20 protein-coding genes and 1 tRNA gene are annotated in these 17,923 nt (G+C 71.1%); 5 read left to right on the top strand and 16 right to left on the bottom strand.

What is annotated here, in order from left to right; all coding sequences use genetic code 11:
• Positions 1-3 precede the first annotated feature (3 nt).
• The gene (locus AN215_RS06255) at positions 4-1,527 is read left to right on the top strand and encodes a hypothetical protein (protein WP_420856113.1); all 1,524 of its coding nucleotides are present in this window, start codon (positions 4-6) and stop codon (positions 1,525-1,527) included.
• Here the strand turns inward: AN215_RS06255 and AN215_RS06250 are convergent.
• The 3 genes from AN215_RS06250 to AN215_RS06240 form a co-directional block, all read right to left on the bottom strand.
• The gene (locus AN215_RS06250; RefSeq protein WP_070009780.1) at positions 1,514-2,233 is read right to left on the bottom strand and encodes a class I SAM-dependent methyltransferase; all 720 of its coding nucleotides are present in this window, start codon (positions 2,231-2,233) and stop codon (positions 1,514-1,516) included. The two genes, AN215_RS06255 and AN215_RS06250, sit on opposite strands and share 14 nt — an antisense overlap.
• Complete coding sequence (locus AN215_RS06245) at positions 2,230-2,850, bottom strand: TIGR04282 family arsenosugar biosynthesis glycosyltransferase (RefSeq protein ID WP_070009869.1); 621 nt, start codon at positions 2,848-2,850, stop codon at positions 2,230-2,232. Before AN215_RS06245 ends, AN215_RS06250 begins: the two co-directional genes overlap by 4 nt.
• Positions 2,851-2,969: 119 nt before the next feature.
• The gene (locus AN215_RS06240; protein WP_070009781.1) at positions 2,970-3,644 is read right to left on the bottom strand and encodes a glycosyltransferase family 2 protein; all 675 of its coding nucleotides are present in this window, start codon (positions 3,642-3,644) and stop codon (positions 2,970-2,972) included.
• A 124-nt stretch (positions 3,645-3,768) separates the two neighbouring features.
• Between AN215_RS06240 and AN215_RS06235 the strand changes: the two genes are divergently transcribed.
• Both AN215_RS06235 and AN215_RS30260 read left to right on the top strand, forming a co-directional pair.
• Positions 3,769-4,557, top strand: a complete 789-nt coding sequence (locus tag AN215_RS06235) for a response regulator transcription factor (protein WP_070009782.1) — start codon at positions 3,769-3,771, stop codon at positions 4,555-4,557.
• Complete coding sequence (locus AN215_RS30260) at positions 4,550-5,869, top strand: sensor histidine kinase (protein ID WP_245694275.1); 1,320 nt, start codon at positions 4,550-4,552, stop codon at positions 5,867-5,869. Before AN215_RS06235 ends, AN215_RS30260 begins: the two co-directional genes overlap by 8 nt.
• Before the next feature lie 155 nt (positions 5,870-6,024).
• On the opposite strand, the gene AN215_RS06225 is transcribed toward AN215_RS30260, so the two are convergent.
• Positions 6,025-7,065 carry an NAD-dependent epimerase/dehydratase family protein gene (locus AN215_RS06225; protein ID WP_070009783.1) on the bottom strand — a complete coding sequence of 347 codons (1,041 nt, stop codon included), beginning with the start codon at positions 7,063-7,065 and terminating at the stop codon, positions 6,025-6,027.
• A 166-nt stretch (positions 7,066-7,231) separates the two neighbouring features.
• Between AN215_RS06225 and AN215_RS06220 the strand changes: the two genes are divergently transcribed.
• A complete protein-coding gene (locus AN215_RS06220; RefSeq protein ID WP_070009785.1) occupies positions 7,232-8,509 on the top strand; it encodes a 4-hydroxybenzoate 3-monooxygenase in 1,278 nt (425 codons plus the stop codon).
• A gap of 109 nt (positions 8,510-8,618) precedes the next feature.
• Here AN215_RS06220 and AN215_RS06215 read toward each other — a convergent pair whose 3' ends face one another.
• Positions 8,619-9,686: a glycosyltransferase family 2 protein gene (locus tag AN215_RS06215; protein WP_070009786.1), complete on the bottom strand. Its 1,068-nt coding sequence runs from the start codon at positions 9,684-9,686 to the stop codon at positions 8,619-8,621.
• 299 nt (positions 9,687-9,985) lie between these two features.
• Entirely contained in the window at positions 9,986-11,374 is a 1,389-nt protein-coding gene (locus AN215_RS06210) for an NAD(P)/FAD-dependent oxidoreductase (protein WP_171904134.1), read from the bottom strand.
• A gap of 209 nt (positions 11,375-11,583) precedes the next feature.
• Here AN215_RS06210 and AN215_RS06205 point away from each other — a divergent pair.
• Positions 11,584-11,657 (top strand) — tRNA-Pro (locus AN215_RS06205).
• A gap of 55 nt (positions 11,658-11,712) precedes the next feature.
• Here the strand turns inward: AN215_RS06205 and AN215_RS06200 are convergent.
• From AN215_RS06200 to AN215_RS06155, 10 genes are all read right to left on the bottom strand, one after another.
• Positions 11,713-12,879, bottom strand: a complete 1,167-nt coding sequence (locus AN215_RS06200) for a tyrosine-type recombinase/integrase (protein WP_070009787.1) — start codon at positions 12,877-12,879, stop codon at positions 11,713-11,715.
• Positions 12,879-13,067 (bottom strand): helix-turn-helix domain-containing protein, encoded by a 189-nt coding sequence (locus tag AN215_RS06195; protein WP_070009789.1) that lies wholly within the window; start codon positions 13,065-13,067, stop codon positions 12,879-12,881. The genes AN215_RS06200 and AN215_RS06195 overlap by 1 nt, the downstream gene beginning before the upstream one ends.
• The gene (repSA, locus tag AN215_RS06190) at positions 13,064-14,455 is read right to left on the bottom strand and encodes a replication initiator protein RepSA (RefSeq protein ID WP_070009791.1); all 1,392 of its coding nucleotides are present in this window, start codon (positions 14,453-14,455) and stop codon (positions 13,064-13,066) included. The genes AN215_RS06195 and repSA overlap by 4 nt, the downstream gene beginning before the upstream one ends.
• Positions 14,452-14,637: a hypothetical protein gene (locus AN215_RS06185; RefSeq protein ID WP_070009793.1), complete on the bottom strand. Its 186-nt coding sequence runs from the start codon at positions 14,635-14,637 to the stop codon at positions 14,452-14,454. The genes repSA and AN215_RS06185 overlap by 4 nt, the downstream gene beginning before the upstream one ends.
• A gap of 92 nt (positions 14,638-14,729) precedes the next feature.
• The gene (locus AN215_RS06180) at positions 14,730-15,068 is read right to left on the bottom strand and encodes a hypothetical protein (protein ID WP_070009796.1); all 339 of its coding nucleotides are present in this window, start codon (positions 15,066-15,068) and stop codon (positions 14,730-14,732) included.
• Between the two features lie 15 nt (positions 15,069-15,083).
• Positions 15,084-15,278 (bottom strand): hypothetical protein, encoded by a 195-nt coding sequence (locus tag AN215_RS06175; RefSeq protein WP_070009797.1) that lies wholly within the window; start codon positions 15,276-15,278, stop codon positions 15,084-15,086.
• Positions 15,279-15,290: 12 nt separating this feature from the next.
• Positions 15,291-15,485 carry a mobile element transfer protein gene (locus AN215_RS06170; protein WP_070009798.1) on the bottom strand — a complete coding sequence of 65 codons (195 nt, stop codon included), beginning with the start codon at positions 15,483-15,485 and terminating at the stop codon, positions 15,291-15,293.
• Between the two features lie 12 nt (positions 15,486-15,497).
• Positions 15,498-16,172 (bottom strand): DUF2637 domain-containing protein, encoded by a 675-nt coding sequence (locus tag AN215_RS06165; RefSeq protein WP_070009800.1) that lies wholly within the window; start codon positions 16,170-16,172, stop codon positions 15,498-15,500.
• A 37-nt stretch (positions 16,173-16,209) separates the two neighbouring features.
• The gene (locus AN215_RS06160) at positions 16,210-17,562 is read right to left on the bottom strand and encodes an FtsK/SpoIIIE domain-containing protein (protein WP_079122736.1); all 1,353 of its coding nucleotides are present in this window, start codon (positions 17,560-17,562) and stop codon (positions 16,210-16,212) included.
• A 2-nt stretch (positions 17,563-17,564) separates the two neighbouring features.
• Positions 17,565-17,915 carry an SCO3933 family regulatory protein gene (locus AN215_RS06155; protein ID WP_070009804.1) on the bottom strand — a complete coding sequence of 117 codons (351 nt, stop codon included), beginning with the start codon at positions 17,913-17,915 and terminating at the stop codon, positions 17,565-17,567.
• Positions 17,916-17,923 lie beyond the last annotated feature (8 nt).

The raw sequence follows: 17,923 nt of genomic DNA, 5'->3' as shown, positions 1-17,923 counted from the left end.
CCTGTGACCACTTCGACCCACAGGCCCGGACCGCCGGAGCGCGGCCCAGGCACCCCGACGCCAGAAGCGAGCGGCACGACAGGCACGGACGGCGGCGACGGCACGGACGGCGGCGCTTCCCGCACCGGCGGCCGCTCCCTGATCCACGACCTGGCCGCCGTGGCCGGTGCGGCGCTGCTGTTCGCCGCCGCCGCCGTGGTGGGCCGGGCTTACGACGACAGCTCGCAGACTCTGCGGCTGCGCATGCCTCCTCTCTACGCGTACTGGATGCCGCACTGGGGCCCCGGCACCGTCGCCGCGTCCGCCGTGGCGGTGCTGGTGATCGCCTACGGTCCGCGCCTCGCCCGCACATTGCCCTGGCGGGCCCTCCTGCCCGCGGCGTGGGGCGGCGCGATGGCGTGGAGCTGGTCGCTGACCCTCGTCGACGGCTGGCACCGCGGGGTCGCCACGCGCCTGACGACGGCGTACGAGTATCTGCAGTCCGTCGGCGACGTGCATGACGTCGGTGCCACGCTGCGCGGCTTCACCGGCCGCATCCTCATGGACGCCCCGGACAACTGGCCCCCGCACGTCGCCGGGCACCCGCCCGCGGCGCTGCTGACCTTCGTGGGGCTCGACCGGATCGGACTCGGCGGCGGCGTGTGGGCCTCGGCGTTCGTCATCACCGCCGGGACCTCGGCGGTGGCGGCGGTGCTGGTGACGGTGCGTGCCCTGGTGTCCGAGGAGGCGGCCCGCCGCTGCACGCCGTACGTGGTGCTCGCCCCTGCCGCCGTGTGGACGGGCGTCTCGGCCGACGGCTACTTCACGGCCGTCGCCGCGTGGGCGCTGGCGCTGCTCGCGCTGGCGGCGACCGGGAAGGTGCGGGCACCCGCCTGTACGGCGCTCGGCTCCGGAGTGCTGTTCGGGCTGGCCTGCTATCTGTCGTACGGGTTGATCCTGACGGGGTTTCTCGCACTCGCGGTGCTGACCGCGGCGCGCACGGTGCGTCCGGTTCCGCTCGTACTGCTGGGCATGGCGCCGTGGTTCGTCCTCTTCACCGCAGCAGGGTTCTGGTGGTTCGAGGGCTGGTCGACGCTCGTCGAGCGCTACTACCAGGGGGCGGCACGGGTCCGTCCGTACACCTACTTCGTGTGGGCCAACCTGGCGGCGCAGACCGCCGTCGTTGGCCCCGCCGTCGTCGCGTCCCTGCGCAGGGCGGCGGCCGGCGCCGGTGCGCTCGCGGGCAGCCGGCCGGGCGGAGACAGCCGAGGCGGCGATGCAGGCGGGAACGGGCGTGCCCGGGGGGCGCCCCTGTTCCGGCAGGAGCACCGGGCGCTGCTCCTGCTCGTCGCGGGAGGCGTGTGCTGTGTGCTCGCAGCCGACCTGTCGGGGATGAGCAAGGGCGAGACGGAACGCATCTGGCTGCCGTTCACCCTGTGGCTGCTGCCGGCGACGGCGCTGCTGCCGCCCGGCGCGCGCCGCTGGTGGCTCGCGGCACAGGCGGCGCTCGCGCTGACCGTCAACCACCTGCTGATCACGGGCTGGTGAGCAGTGCGGGGCGTGCTGATCCGCCCTCCGGCATCCGCGACGGGCCCGACGTGCGGCCGGGTCTGAGCGATACGAACGGCCGCCCCAGGCACTGCCATTCCTCGACGACGGTCCATCCCGCCGCGACGGCGCTGCCGCGCAGTGCTTCGCGGCCGAGCCTCGCCCACAGGAAGACCGGCCCCTGACCGCCGGTGCCGTCGTCCAGCCACACCTCTGTCCGCTCCTCCACCTCAGCGGGCGACGCCTCGACGTACAACAGCCCTTCGGGCGCGAGGAGCTCACGTATGCGTGCGAGCAGACCGGACGGGTCACCGCCGATGCCGATGTTGCCGTCCAGGAGGAGTGCGCTCTGCCAGCGGCCCTCGCCGGGAAGCGGATCGAAGACGGACCGCTGCAGGGCCGCACCGCCCGCTGCGCGCGTACGGGAGACCGCGGCAGGGGAGGTGTCGACGCCGAGCGCGGGAACGCCCAGCCCGGCAAGCGCCGCGACCAGGCGTCCCGGGCCGCAGCCGATGTCGAGAACGGCGCCCGTGCAGCGCTGGAGGACGCTCATGTCCGCCTGGTCGGCGCGCGCACACCACCGCTCCACCTCCAGTGGCAGCAGCCAGCCGTCGGGCCGCCGCAGGAACAGCGGTCCTCGCCCGGCGCGCAGCGCGTCGGCATACGGGTCCCGCTCCGTACACCAGGGAAGTGCGGGTGCGCTCACCGCGACACCGCCCCTGCGAGGTCCGCGTGTACGGAGGCGAAGCGTCCGGAGGTAAGCGCCGCGATCTCTGCGGCGTCGGCCGCGCTGTCCATGTCGCGGAGCACCGGCAGGTCCCGCACGGACAGGCCCGCCTCGACGAGCCGGCGCCGCTGGAGCGCACCCGTGTCCTGCCTGGACATCGGTACGCCGAGCACGAGTTCGGGCCGCGGACGCGCCATGCCCAGGGCCCAGAAGCCGCCGTCCGCCGCCGGGCCGAACCAGGCGTCGCAACCGTCCCATGCGCCGGGCCCGGTGGCGGGGGCGAGCAGGCCGGCCGTGATCTGCGGGGTGTCCATGCCGATGAGCAGCGCCGGTCCGTCGCATCCGCCGAACGCGGCAGCGATCCGGTCGTCGAGGCCGCCGCCGCACTGCGGGACCACCTCGAAGCCGGCGGGCAGCCACGGTCCCGGACGGCCGGCGAGCACCAGCACGCGCCGGCGCGCCGGCGTCCGCGCGACCGTCTCCAGGGTGTCCGCGAGGGCCGCCTCGGCGAGCCGAGCCGCCTCCTCGGGGCGGTAGGGCGGCGTCAGACGTGTCTTGGCACGGCCGGGCACGGGCTCCTTGGCGATCACGAGCACGGTCGTGGGTGACGGCGACGGCGACGCGGACGCGGGTTCCGGTGCGGGCGCGGGTACGGGTACGGGCGCGGGTGCGTGTGCGGATTCCGGCGCTCTGGGAGTCGCCGGCCGGCTGCCCTTCATCGCAGCACCGCCTGCATGTCACGCACGGCGTGCCACGTGCCGAGCCAGGTGCCGGTCACCTTCGACTTGCCCGTACGGGGCCGGTAGTCGACCTCCGTCTCGGTGATGCGCCAGCCCGCGTCGGCGGCGCGTACCACCATCTGCAAGGGGTATCCGCTGCGCCGGTCCGTCAGGCCCAGCTCCAGCAGCGCCGTCCGGCGGGCCGCCCGCAGCGGCCCCAGGTCGCGCAGCCGGACACCTGTGCGGCGCCGCACCATCCGCGCCAGCGCCCGGTTTCCGAGACGGGCGTGCAGGGGCCAGGCTCCGCGCCCCGTGGGCCGTCGCCGTGCCAGTACGAGGTCCGCCTCTCCCGTACGTACGGGAGCCGAGATCCGCGGCAGCATGCCCGGGTCGAGCGTGGCGTCGCAGTCGCAGAACGCGACGAACTCGGCCTCCGCCGCGAGCAGCCCCGCGTGGCAGGCGGCCCCGAATCCGCGGCGCTCCTCGTGCACCACCGTGGCGCCGAGGTGCCGTGCGACGTCGGCGGAGCCGTCCGTCGAGCCGTTGTCGACGACGATCGCCCGCCAGCCGGCCGGAATCCTCTCCAGCACCCATGGCAGCGCATCGGCCTCGTTGAGGCACGGAAGCACCAGGTCCCCGTGCCAGGACTGCGAGTTGGTGGTCGTCTGCATCTGCCTCACCCTACGAACCCAGAACGGACATAAGGGACCGACGCACCTTACGGAAGCCTGACGTCCCCGCTGCGGGCCCGTCTCACCGGGGACCTGTGACCGGGGCGGGTGCCAGACTCCCCGTATGCGAACGCAGCCTTCGGCACCGGTCCGCCGACGTGTCCTGGTCGTGGACGACGATCCGACCGTCACGGAAGTGGTGGCCGGCTATCTCGACCGCTCCGGCTTCGCCGTCGACCGTGCGGCGGACGGAATGGACGCCCTCTCCCGCGCACAGGCCGAGCCGCCCGACCTCGTCGTACTGGATCTGATGCTGCCGGGGCTCGACGGCCTCCAGGTGTGCAGGCGGCTGCGCGAGCACGGGCCGGTGCCCGTGGTGATGCTGACGGCACGAGGCGACGAAGAGGACCGGATCCTCGGCCTCGAAGTGGGCGCCGACGACTACGTCACCAAGCCCTTCTCACCGCGCGAACTGGTGCTCCGTGTCGAGTCCGTACTGCGCCGCGCCGGGGCGCCGCCGCCAGGGGGCCCGCTGCTGACGGGGGGCGGCATCACGCTCGACCCGGGGGCCCGTACGGTCTCCGACGCCCGCGGCTCACTCGCACTGACGCTGCGCGAGTTCGACCTGCTCGCGCATTTCCTGCGCCATCCGGGCCATGCCTTCAGCCGGGAGGAGCTCATGGCGGACGTGTGGGGCTGGGACTTCGGCGACCTGTCGACGGTGACCGTGCACGTACGGCGCCTGCGTCACAAGGTCGAGGCCGACCCCGCGCACCCCCGGCTGATCACGACGGTGTGGGGTGTCGGCTACCGCTTCGACGACAACGGCGACGGCGGTGCGGGCGGCACCGGCGGCGGTGTGCCCCCTGCCGGGAGCGGCACCGGCGGCCAGGCAGGAGGCAGTGATGCGTGACCTGCTGCTGATCGCGCTCTACGCGGCGCTCGGGGCGGCGGCCGTCGGACTCGCCGGACTGCTCGCCCTGCGGGCTCTGCGGCGCAGGTCGGTGGCGGTCTCCCTGGCGGTGCTGACCGCCGTGGCCGTCGGGTCCGTACTGGCGGGCACGCTGTCGGTGGCGTGGGCGATGCTTCTCAACAAGCACGACCTGGGCGTGGTCACGACGGTGTGCGCGATGGCCGGTGTGACGGCGACGGCCACCGCGCTGCTGCTCGGACGCTGGGTCATCGGCGGGCATCGTGCCCTGGAGCAGGCGGCACGTGCACTCGGCGACGTCGGTGACGCGGGCGGGACCGGCGGGGGCAGCCCGGTCGGCCGGGGCAGCGAGGCGGGTGTTCCGGGCCGGGCGGGCGGCGTCACGGGCGCAGCCGCATCGGCCGCCGCCGTCGGAGTCGGCGGTGACCGGCCCGCATTCACCGTGCCCGGCGTCTCCGCCGGGGAGGCATCCGCAGGGGAGGCCCGTACGGGTCCGGTGGGGTACTCGGGAGGCGGATTCGTGGAGCCCGACACCCCCATGCCGGCCGAACTGGCCTCGCTCTCCCGCCAGTTGGCACACACCAGCGCCAGACTCGCCATGTCGCGGGAACGCGAGCGAGCCCTGGAGTCCTCACGCCGGGAGCTGGTGGCGTGGATCTCGCACGACCTGCGGTCCCCACTCGCCGGGCTGCGCGCGATGGCGGAGGCGCTGGAGGACGGCATGGTCGAGGATCCGGCCCGCTATCACCGGCAGATACGCGGCGAGGTCGAACGCCTCTCGGGGATGGTCGGCGACCTCTTCGAACTCTCCCGCATCCAGGCCGGGTCGCTGGCCCTCTCCCCAAGCCGCATCTCAGCGTACGACCTGGTCAGCGACGCCATCGCGGGAGCCGACGCCCTCGCCTCCGAACTGGGAGTGCGGCTCGCCGACGAGGGCGTGGAGCAGGTCCCGCTGGAGGTGGACGGCCGGGAGATGTCCCGCGTGCTGGCCAATCTCCTCGTCAACGCCATTCACCGGACCCCTGCCGACGGTACCGTCGCGGTGGCCGCCAGGCGGGAGGAGAACGCCGTGGTGCTGTCGGTCACCGACGGCTGCGGCGGCATCCCGGCCGACGACCTTCCGCGTGTGTTCGATACCGGCTGGCGCGGCACCGATGCCCGCACGCCGCCCGGGGGCGCCGGACTCGGACTCGCGATCGTGCGGGGCATCGTCGAGGCCCACGAGGGGCGGGCCGCGGTGCGCAATGTGCCGGGAGGCTGCCGGTTCGAAGTCACCCTTCCGGCATGCCGCTGAAGCCCGTACCCGCTGGCCCGTCTCCACTGACTCGCTGCGCTCCGACCGGTCCAACAGGCCGGGCCGCTCGGCAGAGTCGGGCCGCTGCAACCGGCAACACCGAGCGGAAGCCCGGCGTTGCCGGACGCCGGCGGACGCCGGTGGACGCCGGCGGCTCAGGGGGCTGTTGAGGGGCGAGTTGCGGCTGCGGCCAGGTCGTCCTTCGCGAAGCGCGTCATCCCCTCGGCGAACGGCACTCGTGCGCTCCACCCCAGCTCGCTGCGGAACCGCTCGGAGGAAGCGGTGATGTGCCGTACGTCCCCCAGGCGGTACTCCCCCGTCACGACCGGCGCGGGCCCGCCGAACGCCTCCGCCAGCTCATGGGCCATCTCCCCCACCGTGTGGGGCTGCCCGCTCCCCGTGTTGTACGGGCGAAGCCCGCCGCGGGGCAGGTCGTCCAGGGCTTCCAGCGCGAGCACGTTCGCCGCCGCGACATCGTCGACGTGGACGAAGTCACGGCGCTGAGCACCGTCCTCGTACACCCGGGGTGCCTCACCGCGCTCCAGAGCCGAACGGAAGAACGAGGCCACTCCCGCATAAGGGGTGTCGCGCGGCATCCCGTCGCCGTAGACGTTGTGGTAACGGAGGCTGACGGCGCGGCCGTCCGTGGCGCGCGCCCACGCTGCCGCCAGATGTTCCTGTGCCAGCTTCGTCGTGGCGTAGACGTTCCGCGGGTCGGCGGGCGCGTCCTCCCCGACGAGTTCGGGGACGAGCGCCGCGCCGCACTGTGGGCAGGGGGGCTCGAAGCGGCCGCTGTCCAGGTCCCGTACGGAACGCGGACCGGGCCGCACAACCCCGTGGGCCGGACAGCTGTACCGCCCCTCCCCGTACACCACCATGGAGCCGGCGAGGACGAGCCTGTGCACCCCTGTCTCGGCCATCTGCTCCAGCAGCACCGCGGTGCCGAGGTCGTTGCTGGCGACGTATGCGGACGCGTCGGCGAACCCCTTGCCCAGCCCGACCATCGCGGACTGGTGACAGACGGCGTCGGCCCCTCGCAATGCCTCACGCACCGCCGTCGCGTCCCGGACGTCACCGCGGCTCGCCGGGTCCGCGGCCGCCGTGTCGAGGACGACGGGTTCGTGCCCCGCGTCCTCGAGCACGGTCACGATGTGAGAGCCGATGAACCCCGAACCGCCGGTCACAAGTACACGCATGACGCCACGCTACGGTCGTGAAGGCCCTGTCCGGCGGAACCGGGACGTATGTCAGCCTTCCGTAAGGTCTGGTCACGCGGCCGTGCCGTTGAGACGATCACCGCATGTGCGCCAAGGCCGCTGATATCTGCCCCGATCCGGTCCTCCGCCTCGTGGGAGCCCGGCGATGACGGACGATTCGAGCGGCCGGCCCGCCGTGCAGGTCCCGGAGGAGACCACCGTCGGCATCATCGGAGGCGGCCCCGCCGGACTGCTGCTCTCCCGGCTGCTGCACCGCTCCGGCATCGACAACGTCGTGCTGGAGAGCCGCGACCGCTCGTACGTGGAGCAGCGTCAGCGGGCGGGCATGCTGGAGCAGACGACGGTCGACGTGCTCCGCGACTGCGGTGCCGGGGCGCGGCTCGCCAGTGAGGGCCTGGTGCACGACGGCATCGAGCTGCGCTTCGGCGGACGGTCCCGGCACATCGACTTCCCCACCCTGGCCGACGGCCGCCGCGTGACGATCTACGCGCAGACGGAGATCGTCAAGGACCTCATCGCCCTGCAGCTCTCCGGGCTCTCCGACGGCGCGCCCCTGCTCTTCGGTGCCGAGGTCCGCTCCGTCTCCGGGTTCGCGCCGGGTACGGAACAGGACGGGACCGGTGCCGGTTCCCCCGGTCCGCAGAAGCCGGAGCTCCAGTACACCTACGAGGGCCGCGAGCGGGTGCTGCGCTGCGCCTTCGTCGTGGGTTGCGACGGCTTCCACGGCGTCTCGCGCAACGCGCTCCCCGTTTCCGCGGCCCATACCTACGAGCGGGACTATCCTTACTCCTGGCTCGGCATACTCGCCGACGCGCCTCCGGCCTGCGAAGAGTTGATCTACGCCCACTCGCCGCGCGGTTTCGCCCTGCACAGCATGCGCTCTCCGTCCGTCAGCCGCCTCTATCTGCAGGTGCCGAACGGAACCGACCCCGGCGAGTGGCCGGAGGAGCGGATCTGGGACGAACTCGACGCCCGCTTCGCCCTGGGTGGCGACAGCGACTGGAGGCTGAACCGAGGGCCGGTCACCGCGAAGGCGGTACTGCCCATGCGCAGCAGCGTCACCGAACCCATGCGCCACGGCCGTCTGTTCCTCGCGGGCGACGCCGCCCACATCGTGCCGCCCACCGGGGCGAAGGGCCTCAATCTCGCGGTCGCCGATGTCGCCGTCCTGGCCCGCGCGTTCGCCCGGTATCACGCCACCGGCGACACCGGTGCGCTCGACAGCTACTCCGCGGACCGTCTCCGGCGGGTCTGGCGCGCCGAACACTTCTCGTACTTCATGACCACCACGCTGCACATCTCCCCCGATCAGTCGCCGTTCGACACCCGTCTTCAACTCGCCCAGCTCGAACGCATCGCCTCGTCTCGCACCGCCGCCACCGAACTCGCCGAGAACTACGCGGGACTTGCCCTCGTCGACTAGGGCTGCCGGCGGTCGCCGTCCCTGTGCCGGCGAGGCGCCCGCGCGTCCCGTCCTGGAATACGGACGCCGCCACCGGAACCGTCTCCTCAGCGCCCACAGCCACACAGGCTCACGCAAGCACCGGCCCCCTCCCCTTCTCGTAGACGGTCAGGCCCCGCGAGAGCCGCAGCGGTACGAGCACCAGCTCCACGACGACGGCCTTCCAGGCGTAGAGCAGGTTCACGACCTTGGCCGGGTAGACGCACGGGATGTTCAACAGCACGCGGCCCAACGGCAGTCGGCGTCTGCGCGCCGCATAGACCAGCGGCGGCAGAGTGAAGACCAGTTCCGCACCCAGCCACCACAGCGCGGTGGGCAGCGCGGGCCGCCCCAGCCCGAGCGTGAGAACGAACGGCGCACTCCACCACAGGGGCGCGGTGAGGATCTCCAGTATCGCCAGCAGCACCCACACCGCGAGCATCGGTTTCCTGCGCATCAACTGCCCAGTGTGCAGACGTACGTTCTGGCAGAAGCCGGCCATCCAGCGCCATACCTGCTTGCGCATGTAGAGCAGCGTCTCCGGGTCGGCGGCCCAGGCGACCGCGTCCCCGACGTACCGTGCCCGACGTCCCGCGATCTGCTGGGACCAGGTGAAGTCCATGTCCTCCACGATGGTGCGCTCGGGGAAGCCGCCGAAGTCCACCAGCACCTGCCTGCGGAAGACCGAGCAGCAACCGGAGCACACCATGGGGCTGTTGGCCCGCTGCTGGATCGGCCTGTGCCAGTGGAAACCGAAGAGATACTCCACCGAGCGGCCGCGCTCCCACACCGTCCGCGCGAAGCGCGTCTGCACATTGCCGGCGGCGACGACGACTTCCGGGTCGTCGAAGGCCGGAACGATCCGCTCGATGTAGTCCCTCGCCAGCACGGTGTCGGCGTCGACCGCCAGCACCAGCTCGCCCGAACAGTGCGGCAGCGCGTGGTTCTGCGCCCGTGCCTTGCTGCCCAGATTCTCCGGCGGACGCAGCACCGTCACCCCGTAGCCGCGCGCCACTTCGCCCGTTCGGTCCCGCGAGGCGTCGTCCACGACGATGATCTGCTCCGGCGGAACCGTCTGGCCGAGGACCGACTCCAGGGTGGCGGGCAGACCCGCCTCCTCGTCGTGCGCGGGAATGATCACCGTGACGCCGCCGGCCATGCCCTCACCCCCCGGTCCACTGCGGCTGCCCGGACATCCCCGGCAGGCCGTCCCCGGCCGCACCACCGCAGGCCTTCACGCGCTATGACGACGGCCCCGACCACCCCGTAGACCAGCACGCTGACACCGATGAACGGCAGTCCCCCGTGCATGGGCCCCTCCTCTTCCAAGCCCACCCGGCGCCTCTCGCCGGGAACGAGGAAAAGCTAGCCCGCCTTCGTCACTCACGGTGCGCATCCGCTACTTTCTGTGGACAGCACGGGAGTTGTGCACACGCCTCTCACCCTGGAGAGCGAATCTCAGTCGCCGGAACGCGGGCCCCGCGCACTCCCGGCGCCGGGAGTGCCACGGCCCCCGCGGGCACCCGACCCGCTCGGGGAGCGCGCCAGCTCCGGCGACGAGGACTCCAGAGGAACCGACCACGACCTCACAAGCCCCAGCTGCACGGCCTGCCGCGGCAGTACCGCGTCCAGCAGCCAGTCGGCCGCCACGCGCACGCGGTTCCCCGGCAGCGCCGCCAGGTGATAGGCCCGCATCACCGCGTTCGCGAGCGGCCCGGCCAGCGGCACCCCCAGCGGATTCGCCGCCGCCTGCAGTCCTCCCAGGTCGACGGTGAACCCCAAGTCGTTGTGCTTGTACGGACGCCGCTCGCCGTACCCGTACGACGCGGCGACGTTGTGCGCCACCGTCTTCCCCTGCCGCACCGCGTGCTGACCGGTCATCGGCGTGTACTCGCCGGGCCGCGTGAGGTCCGGCACCGCGGCCGCGTCACCGCACGCGTACACCTCCGGGTGGCCCGGGACCTGCAGATACTCGTCGACGCACAACCGGCCCTTCTCCGAGGGAAGTCCGGTCTCCTCCACCAGCGGATCCGGCCGTACGCCCACGCACCAGATCAGGGACTGAGTGCTGACGAACTCGCCGTCGTCCAGGAGGACTCCTTCCTTGGTGGCCTCCTTCACCGACATGCCCGTACGTATCTCCACGCCGCGCTTGGCCAGCACCCGGTGCGCAGTCCGCGACAGACGCCTGTCCAGTTCCGGCAGCACACGCGGCGCGATGTCCAGAAGCAGCCAGCGCGGCAGCCGGTCACCGCGCAAGCCGTTGCCGGCGCGGCGGTGCTGCTTGGCGAGAGAATCGGTGAACAGCTTTCCGTGCGCGGCGACTTCGGTGCCCGTGTAGCCCGCGCCGACGACGACGAAGGTGCAGCGCGCGTCGCTCTCGGCAGGGTCCTCGCTCGACGCGGCCATGGCGATCTGCCGCGTGATGTGATCACGCAGATACAGCGCTTCGGGCATGCCCCGGAACCCATGTGCGTGCTCGGCGACTCCGGGGATGGGCAGCAGCTTGTTCACGCTTCCCACGGTCAGCACGAGCCGGTCGTAGCGCAGCTCTCCCGCACTGCCCTCGGGGTCCACGTACGTGATCTTCCTCGCCCCTAGGTCGACCCCGTCGACCTCGCCCAGCACCAGCCGTACGCCACGCAACGTGCCCGCCAGGGACACCGAGACCCGGCGTGGCTCCAGTACGCCGGCGGAGACCTCGGGGAGCAGGGGCACGTAGAGGAAGTAGTCGTTCGGGTTGACGAGCACGATCTCCGCCGATCCGCGGAACTTGCGTGAGAGCGTCCTCGCTGCCCTGTACCCGGCGAATCCAGCTCCGACGATGACAATGCGGGACCGGCTCACGGCTGGCACTCCAGACCTAGGGACCTTCGCGGACCCTGCCCGCGGTTCCCCCGGCCCTCCGGCGCAAACCCGCCGCACAGCACCCAGGCGGGCGGCCTGGTGAGGGCCGGGAAGGGGGGCAGGAAGGGGTGAGCGGACACCACCGGACGTCATGTATTGTTCTTCGTGCGCGAGCGGCACGGGCACAGGTCCCGGGCCGGATCGAGCACCGGGACGTGGCGCAGTTTGGTAGCGCACTTGACTGGGGGTCAAGGGGTCGTGGGTTCAAATCCCGCCGTCCCGACGCAGATCAGGGGCCTTTCTCCGAAGAGAGAAGGCCCCTTTTGCATGTCTGACGCCTAACTTTGACGCCAGCCGTCCAGCGCCGAATCCATCTGGGCAGCGGCGGCCCGGTTCGCGGCCGGCAGGACGTGAGCGTAGGTGTTCAGCGTCATCCCGATCGTGCTGTGACCGAGCGTATCCATGATCACCCGAGGGTCCACGCCCTGTGAAAGCAGGATCGTCGCGCAGGTGTGCCGCAGGTCGTGCACCCGCACGTGACGCGTGATCCCCGCCTTCTTGCACAGCGCATAGAAGTCCCGGTTCAGGTTCCGAGGCTCGGTGGGACGCCCCTCGCCGGTTACGAAGATCGGACCGTTCGAGTCCCAGACGCGGCCGGCAGCGGACTGCTCATCACGCAGGCGGAGCCGCTGCCATCGCAGGGCCACGACACAGGCGCGCGGGAGGACCAGGGTCCGGCGGGATCGCGAGGTCTTCGGGGCCGAGATGTGCAGCTCTCCGTTCAGCCGCTGCAAGGTCGACCGCACCCGCAGCGTCCGTGCATCCAGGTCGACGTCGGACCAGCGCAGCCCCAGCGCTTCCCCCTTTCGCAATCCGACCGCGAGCATCAGCACGTAGGCCGCGTAGAGGCGTCGTCCCCGCGCCGCGGTGAGCAGTGCACTGACCTCCTGCTGCGTCAGCGGCTGCACCTCGCGCGGCTGGCCGGTAGGGACTTGCACCAGGCGGGCGACGTTGCGGACGAGCAGTTCCTCCCGCATCGCGTGCTGGAGGACGTTGCGCAGGATGGCGTGCAGGTATTGGACGGAGCGAGGCGAGAGCGGCTTGCCATGGCGGCCCGGTTCAGTGGACATCACCCGGAGGAAGCCGCGGATGTCCGTAGGCGTGAGCCGATCGAGCCGCTTGGAACCAAGCCGCGGCTTGATGTGCAGCCGGATGAAAGTCTCGTAGCTCGCCAGCGTCGACGGACGCACCTGGGACGGAGCGACCTGGCCACACCAGTAGTCGAGGTAGTCGCCAAGCTTGACGACTTCGCGCTTCACCGGGTTTCCGGCGCGGGTCTCGCGCATCACTTCGTTGAGCTTGTCGTTCGCCTCGTCCCAGGTCTTGCCGTAAACCGATACGCGAACTCGCTCTCCGGTCGGCGTGAGGGCGTAGGCACGACCGTGATAGCGGCCGTCCTTGCGCTTGGTGACAGTGCCCGTTCCGTTGGGGCGACGTCGTGCCATCAGGCGGCCTCCTCAAGTTCGCGTTCGATGAAGTCGGACAGGGAGCTGGTCGGCACGCGGCGGGAGCGGCCGATGGTGATGGAGGCGAGCCGGTGTGAGCGGATCAGGTCGTAGACCGTGGAGCGGCCGAGTTTGAGCCGGGCCATGACGTCGGGCACGGTCAGCAGCTCGTCGTTGGGGGCAGTCATCGCAGTGCTCCTTCCATGGCGCGCTGGTCTTGCAGGGCTTCGCGTGCGGTGTCGCGGTTGAGTTGGAGGTCTCGGGCGATGCTGGCGGCGAGAGCTGATTCGCCCGGCGTGTAGCCGTGCCCGGCGTACTGCCAGTCGGCGAGGACGAGCACGGTGTCCGGCTCCAGGTCCTCGAGGTCCAGCGCGGCGGCTTGTTCGGCGGCGCGGTAGTCGGCCCGTTCCTGCCGGATCGAGCCGAGGGTCACGGAGTAGTGCCGGGACTTGGTGGAGAAGTGGCCCCGGAAGCCGAGCATGTGTGCCCAGGCCCACAGCCGCCGGTCGGGATACACGCGGTCGAGGTCCCGGCAGGCCCGGATGAGCCGTTGGGTGTGCTCGGGTACGTCGTGCCGTTCCAGCTCGGCGAGTTCGCCGATGCGGCGATCGAGCGTGCCTGTGTTCTCCGCAGCCTTGGTGGCGTACTTCGCGACGTAGGAGGCGACTGCCTGTTCGGTGAGTTCGGTCCCGTCGCCGAAGGCCCGTACGGGGCGGATGTCGAGCTGGTCGCCCCAACGCAGTGAACGCGCAGGCTCGTTGCCGGCAGTTGGAACGCTGACGGTCGTGTAGCTGTGTCGAGCGGCTGCACGGATGGCGTCATCGAGGAGGCTGGTCCGTGCCCAGGAGGGAGGCGGGTCATCGGGACCGTCCGGGCCGTCGAGGCGGATCACGGCGTGGAAGTGGATGGCGCCGCGCTTCTGGAACTCGGCGACCTTGCCGTAGGAGATGCGGCAGACCTCCCGCAGTTCTCGCTGGGATAGTCCGGCGCGGCCTGCGATCTCACGGCGGAGTCGGTTGGCGAAGCGTGCCCAGAGCTGTCCGGCGTAGTTGTTGAACAGCACCGCTCCGGCGTAGTCGTAGCACTCCGGGTCCAGCGGTGTCCCGAGGTCCGGGTCTCCCGCTCGATGCTGGACGCCACACCGGCAGCGGTCGGAGTCGGGCCGGTTGTGCACGCGCCCGAAGCTCGGTGCCGTCAGGGTGGCGAAGACGCGCGGATGGTCCCGGACGGAGGCCGGCACGTCCTTGGTGTCGTCGCCCGCGAGTCCGGCACGTATGAGGTGGTAGGTGTCGGCGGAGTACGTGCGAGCGCAGGCCGGGCAGCGGGAGGCACGGCGGTTGCCGCATGCGACGCGGAGGCGTCCGCCCGGTTCGTGCTCGGTGCTGTAGTGGTGCAGCGTCTCGCCGGTTGTCTTGTCCCTGGTCAGTGTCCAGCCGGTGAGGTGAACAGGGTTGGAGCAGCCTCCAGTGCGGCGAATCTGGTCTTCCCAGCGGGCGAAATCGGCGGACCCGGCCACCCTCAGCGCGTCGCCGAAGGTGACCGGGTCCAGGCCCGCGAAGGTAGCGGGCTTCGTCATGCGCGCCCTCCGGAGAGAACGGGGGCGGAGGAGGTGCGGCCGGTTCCCTGGCATGCCCGGCAGGTGACGTGGAGCGTGTTCCGGGTGCCGTCCGGGTTGAGCGATCCCGTGTCGATGGCGACGACGGGGAAGCCGTCGCAGTCTCGGCAGAGCGGCTGCTGTGCCGGTGCGCGGTGGGTCATGATGGTGTCTCCTTTTCGATCTCTGGTCGGGAAGGGGCAGCGCTCTCGGGGCGGCAGATGCTTGGCGGTATCAGGGCCGCCCCGAGGGCCGGTCAGAGGCGCTTGTACTGCGAGTTGATGAGCGAACGGATGACCACCGCGCAGACGGCGACAGCAGCCGCGGTGACGGCGACGGCCAGGAGCAGCGAAACGAGAACCGTGCCGACAATGAGCACGGCGGCGGTTCCACCGACGACGGCTGTTCCGACCCGTCCGGGGGTAAGGAGCGCCGGGCTCTGAGGGACAGCCGGGGCGGGCACGGCGTACTGCGGCTGTGCGTAGGCAGTGGCTGTCTGGTGCTGCGGGTACTGGTCGATCGCGGTCGGTGTGACGACGGAGGCCGGGCTGGTGGCTGTCGGAAGCGGCGCGGTCGGGTACTTGGGCTGGAACATGGGCTGTCTCCTTGTTCAGTCGTTGGTGCCGTTGACGATCTCGGTGCCGGTGCGGGCGCCGGAGTCGATCGCGGGGGCGAGGAAGGTGTCTGCCAGCAGGAAGCCGCCCAGGAGCAGGACGACCACGAGCCATGTCGGCGGCCGGAAGAGGCGGATGCCGAAGTAGCCGACCAGGGCCAGGAGCAGGACGAGCGGAACGTGCACGGTCATGTGGATGCCTCCTCAGCGGACGCGGCAGCGGTGGGTACGGGCAGCGAGTTGGGCGGCCGACCGGTTGGCGTAGTCGGCGGACCAGCCGCAGCGCTCCGAGGTGCAGACGGCCGCGTGTCGGGTCTCGCCGGATCGGCGGCTGCGGTGTGTGCCGATCTGCACGGGGCCGATGCGTTCGACGGAGTGGAAGAAGTCGCGGGCAGGCATGGTCAGTTCCTCTCAGGTCAGTTGGGTTGCGATGGCGTCGGCCATGGGGGCCGGGACGCCGAGTCGGGCGCGGAGTGTGTCGGTGTCGATGGGGCCGCCGGTCTGCGCCTGGTGGGCGTCGGCGAGCTTCCGGGCGTGGGTGATGAGCGCGGGAGGCACGTCCAGCGCCAGTGCCGGCGGTGCGGGCTCGACCGGAGCCGGAGTGGCTTCAGCTTCCGGCAGTTCGGGTCGGTCAAGCGCATCCGCTAGGACAGGCGACTCGTCCCCGGTCTCAGTGCGTCCGACTTCAGTGGACGGTGCGCTCTCCCGCTCTCCGTTGGGTGAGTGGGCCAGGAGCGTTCCGCCGAAGAAGGCCAGCGCAGGCCAGCCAGCGACGAGGATGCGCAGCCAGGCAGGAACGGCGTCCAGGTCGAGCAGGCCAGCTGTGGCCACGTTGGCTCCGAGCGAGGCTGCGAGCGCGACAACGAACCAGCACCAGGCGAGACCGCATGGTTCACCAACGGCTTTCAGGCTGCGGATGCGGCGCCATGCGGCGACGAGCAGCAGGTCCACGCTGACCGGGTAGGCCCACGCCTTCCAGCCGTCCTGTCCCGCAGCGGCGGCGATGTCGTGGAGGTGCGCGAACGACAGGGCGCCGGCGATGACGGCCTGGACGAGCACAGCGTCGACCCGAGGCATCCTGTTCATGTCTCATCCCTCCTTTCGTCGGTCGGTTCGTGGGGCGTCAGGCGGCGCGGCTCATCAGTTCGTCGGCGGGGGCCGTCTTGACGAGGGAGATGCGCAGATCCGGGCGCCAGTCGGCTAGTTCGGGCAGTTCCGGGGTCAGGTCCGCGTGGCGGTTGCAGGTGTTCACGGCCTGTCGGAGCGTCGTGTACGGGGTGCGTGTGAGGACCCAGCCACCGGAGGACTCGGCAGCAACGGCCGTACCGGGACGGTCGGTCGGGATCTGCACCGTGGCGCCCATCGCGTCGGGCGAGATGTCGCCGAAGACCATCCGGGCGGAGGCTTCGTCGTTGACGCGGTGCGAGACGCGGCCGGTCAACTGCGAGCGGAGCAGGGTGATTCCGTTGCCGAGGTCAGCACCGAAGCGCTGTCCGCAGATCTCGACGTAGATGCCGGCGGCCCGACCGAGCTGGGCGAGGCGTACGAGCGCAGTCACGATGGCGTCGCGCCGCTTCTCTTCCTTCTTCGAGGCGAAGAGGGCGAGTTCGGCGACCTCGTCCACCAGCAGGACGACCGGAGTGGGCTGCAGGTGCTCGGGCAGCCCCCAGATGTCGGCAGTGATCTCCGCATCCGGTACGTCTGAGCTGATGCGCTGTTCGCGCCGGATGATCTCGTAGATCACTTCCATGCGATCGAGGAGTCCGTCCAGGAGCCCGAGCGCGTCATCCGGATTGCAGGCGAGGGCGGAGAAGCGGCGCGCCAGCGGTGCCAGCTCCACGCCGTTCTTGCAGTCGATGCCCACCAAGGCCACCGGCTGCGGGGCGAGTTCGCTCACCAGGCGGCGCTGGTAGACGGACTTCCCGGACTGCGTGGCCCCGATGTTGAGCGAGTGCGGGACCTCCCGGTAGTCGCGGTAGTGGATCGCACCGTCCTCGCGGAGCGAGACCGGGATGCGGAGTGTCTTCGTCTCGGTCTTGGCGGGCATCTGGACCCGCTTGAGCACGTCGTAGCCGGTCATCCGCAGCTCGACCACACCGGCCTTAACCTCCCGGCCGGTCACGCCCTGCATCTTGAAGGAGTGCCGGAGACGGTCGGACGAGGCGATGAAGTCGAAGGCGTCCTGTCCGGGCCGCATCTTGATCCGGAGGACGAGACCAGTACGGGTCGGCGTCAGGCGGATGATGCGCGGCACCCGCGAGGACGGAACCTCGGTGCGGGTGGCCCGAGCCACGGCGAGCCGCATGCGGGACGGCGGGACGGTAAGCCCGCAGGCTTCCATGACCGAGCCATACCGGATCAGCACTCGCGCAGCGGCGAGCGGGAGCCCGAGGCACAGCCAGAACCAGGCGGGGCGAAGCCACCGGAGCAGCGCCAGCCCACCAGCGATCACAGCGGCGATCAGAATGGTGTTCATGGTCAGGCCGCCGCGTTCTGAGCCTGCGCGAGGGACGTGACCGCCACGGCGCGGAAGCTGATGCCGTGCCGCTTCTGACCGTTGAACTCGTTCTCCCAGGGACGGGCGATCAGCCCGGTCAGGGCCACGGGCGTGCCCATGGTCAGCTCGTCGGCGACGCCGGTCTCCGGGACAGTGACGTTCAGGACCTCGGCGTTGCCGTCCATGGCGAACATGACGTTGACCGTCATGAGCTTCGCGCCGGTGTCGCGGTCGGTGGCGATCTCGCCGGTCTGGCGATTGATGACCTTGGGCTGCGGAGGCTGGGCAACCATCATCGCGGCGGTGGTGGTGTCCACGGGGATCTGACGCATCGTCTGGT

Origin of the sequence: Streptomyces abyssalis (genome assembly GCF_001751365.1) — a bacterium.
In the GTDB taxonomy this organism is placed as follows: Bacteria; Actinomycetota; Actinomycetes; order Streptomycetales; family Streptomycetaceae; genus Streptomyces; species Streptomyces abyssalis.
The sequence above is the reverse complement of the archived record's forward strand: the minus strand, read 5'-3'. Positions and strand labels throughout refer to the sequence as shown.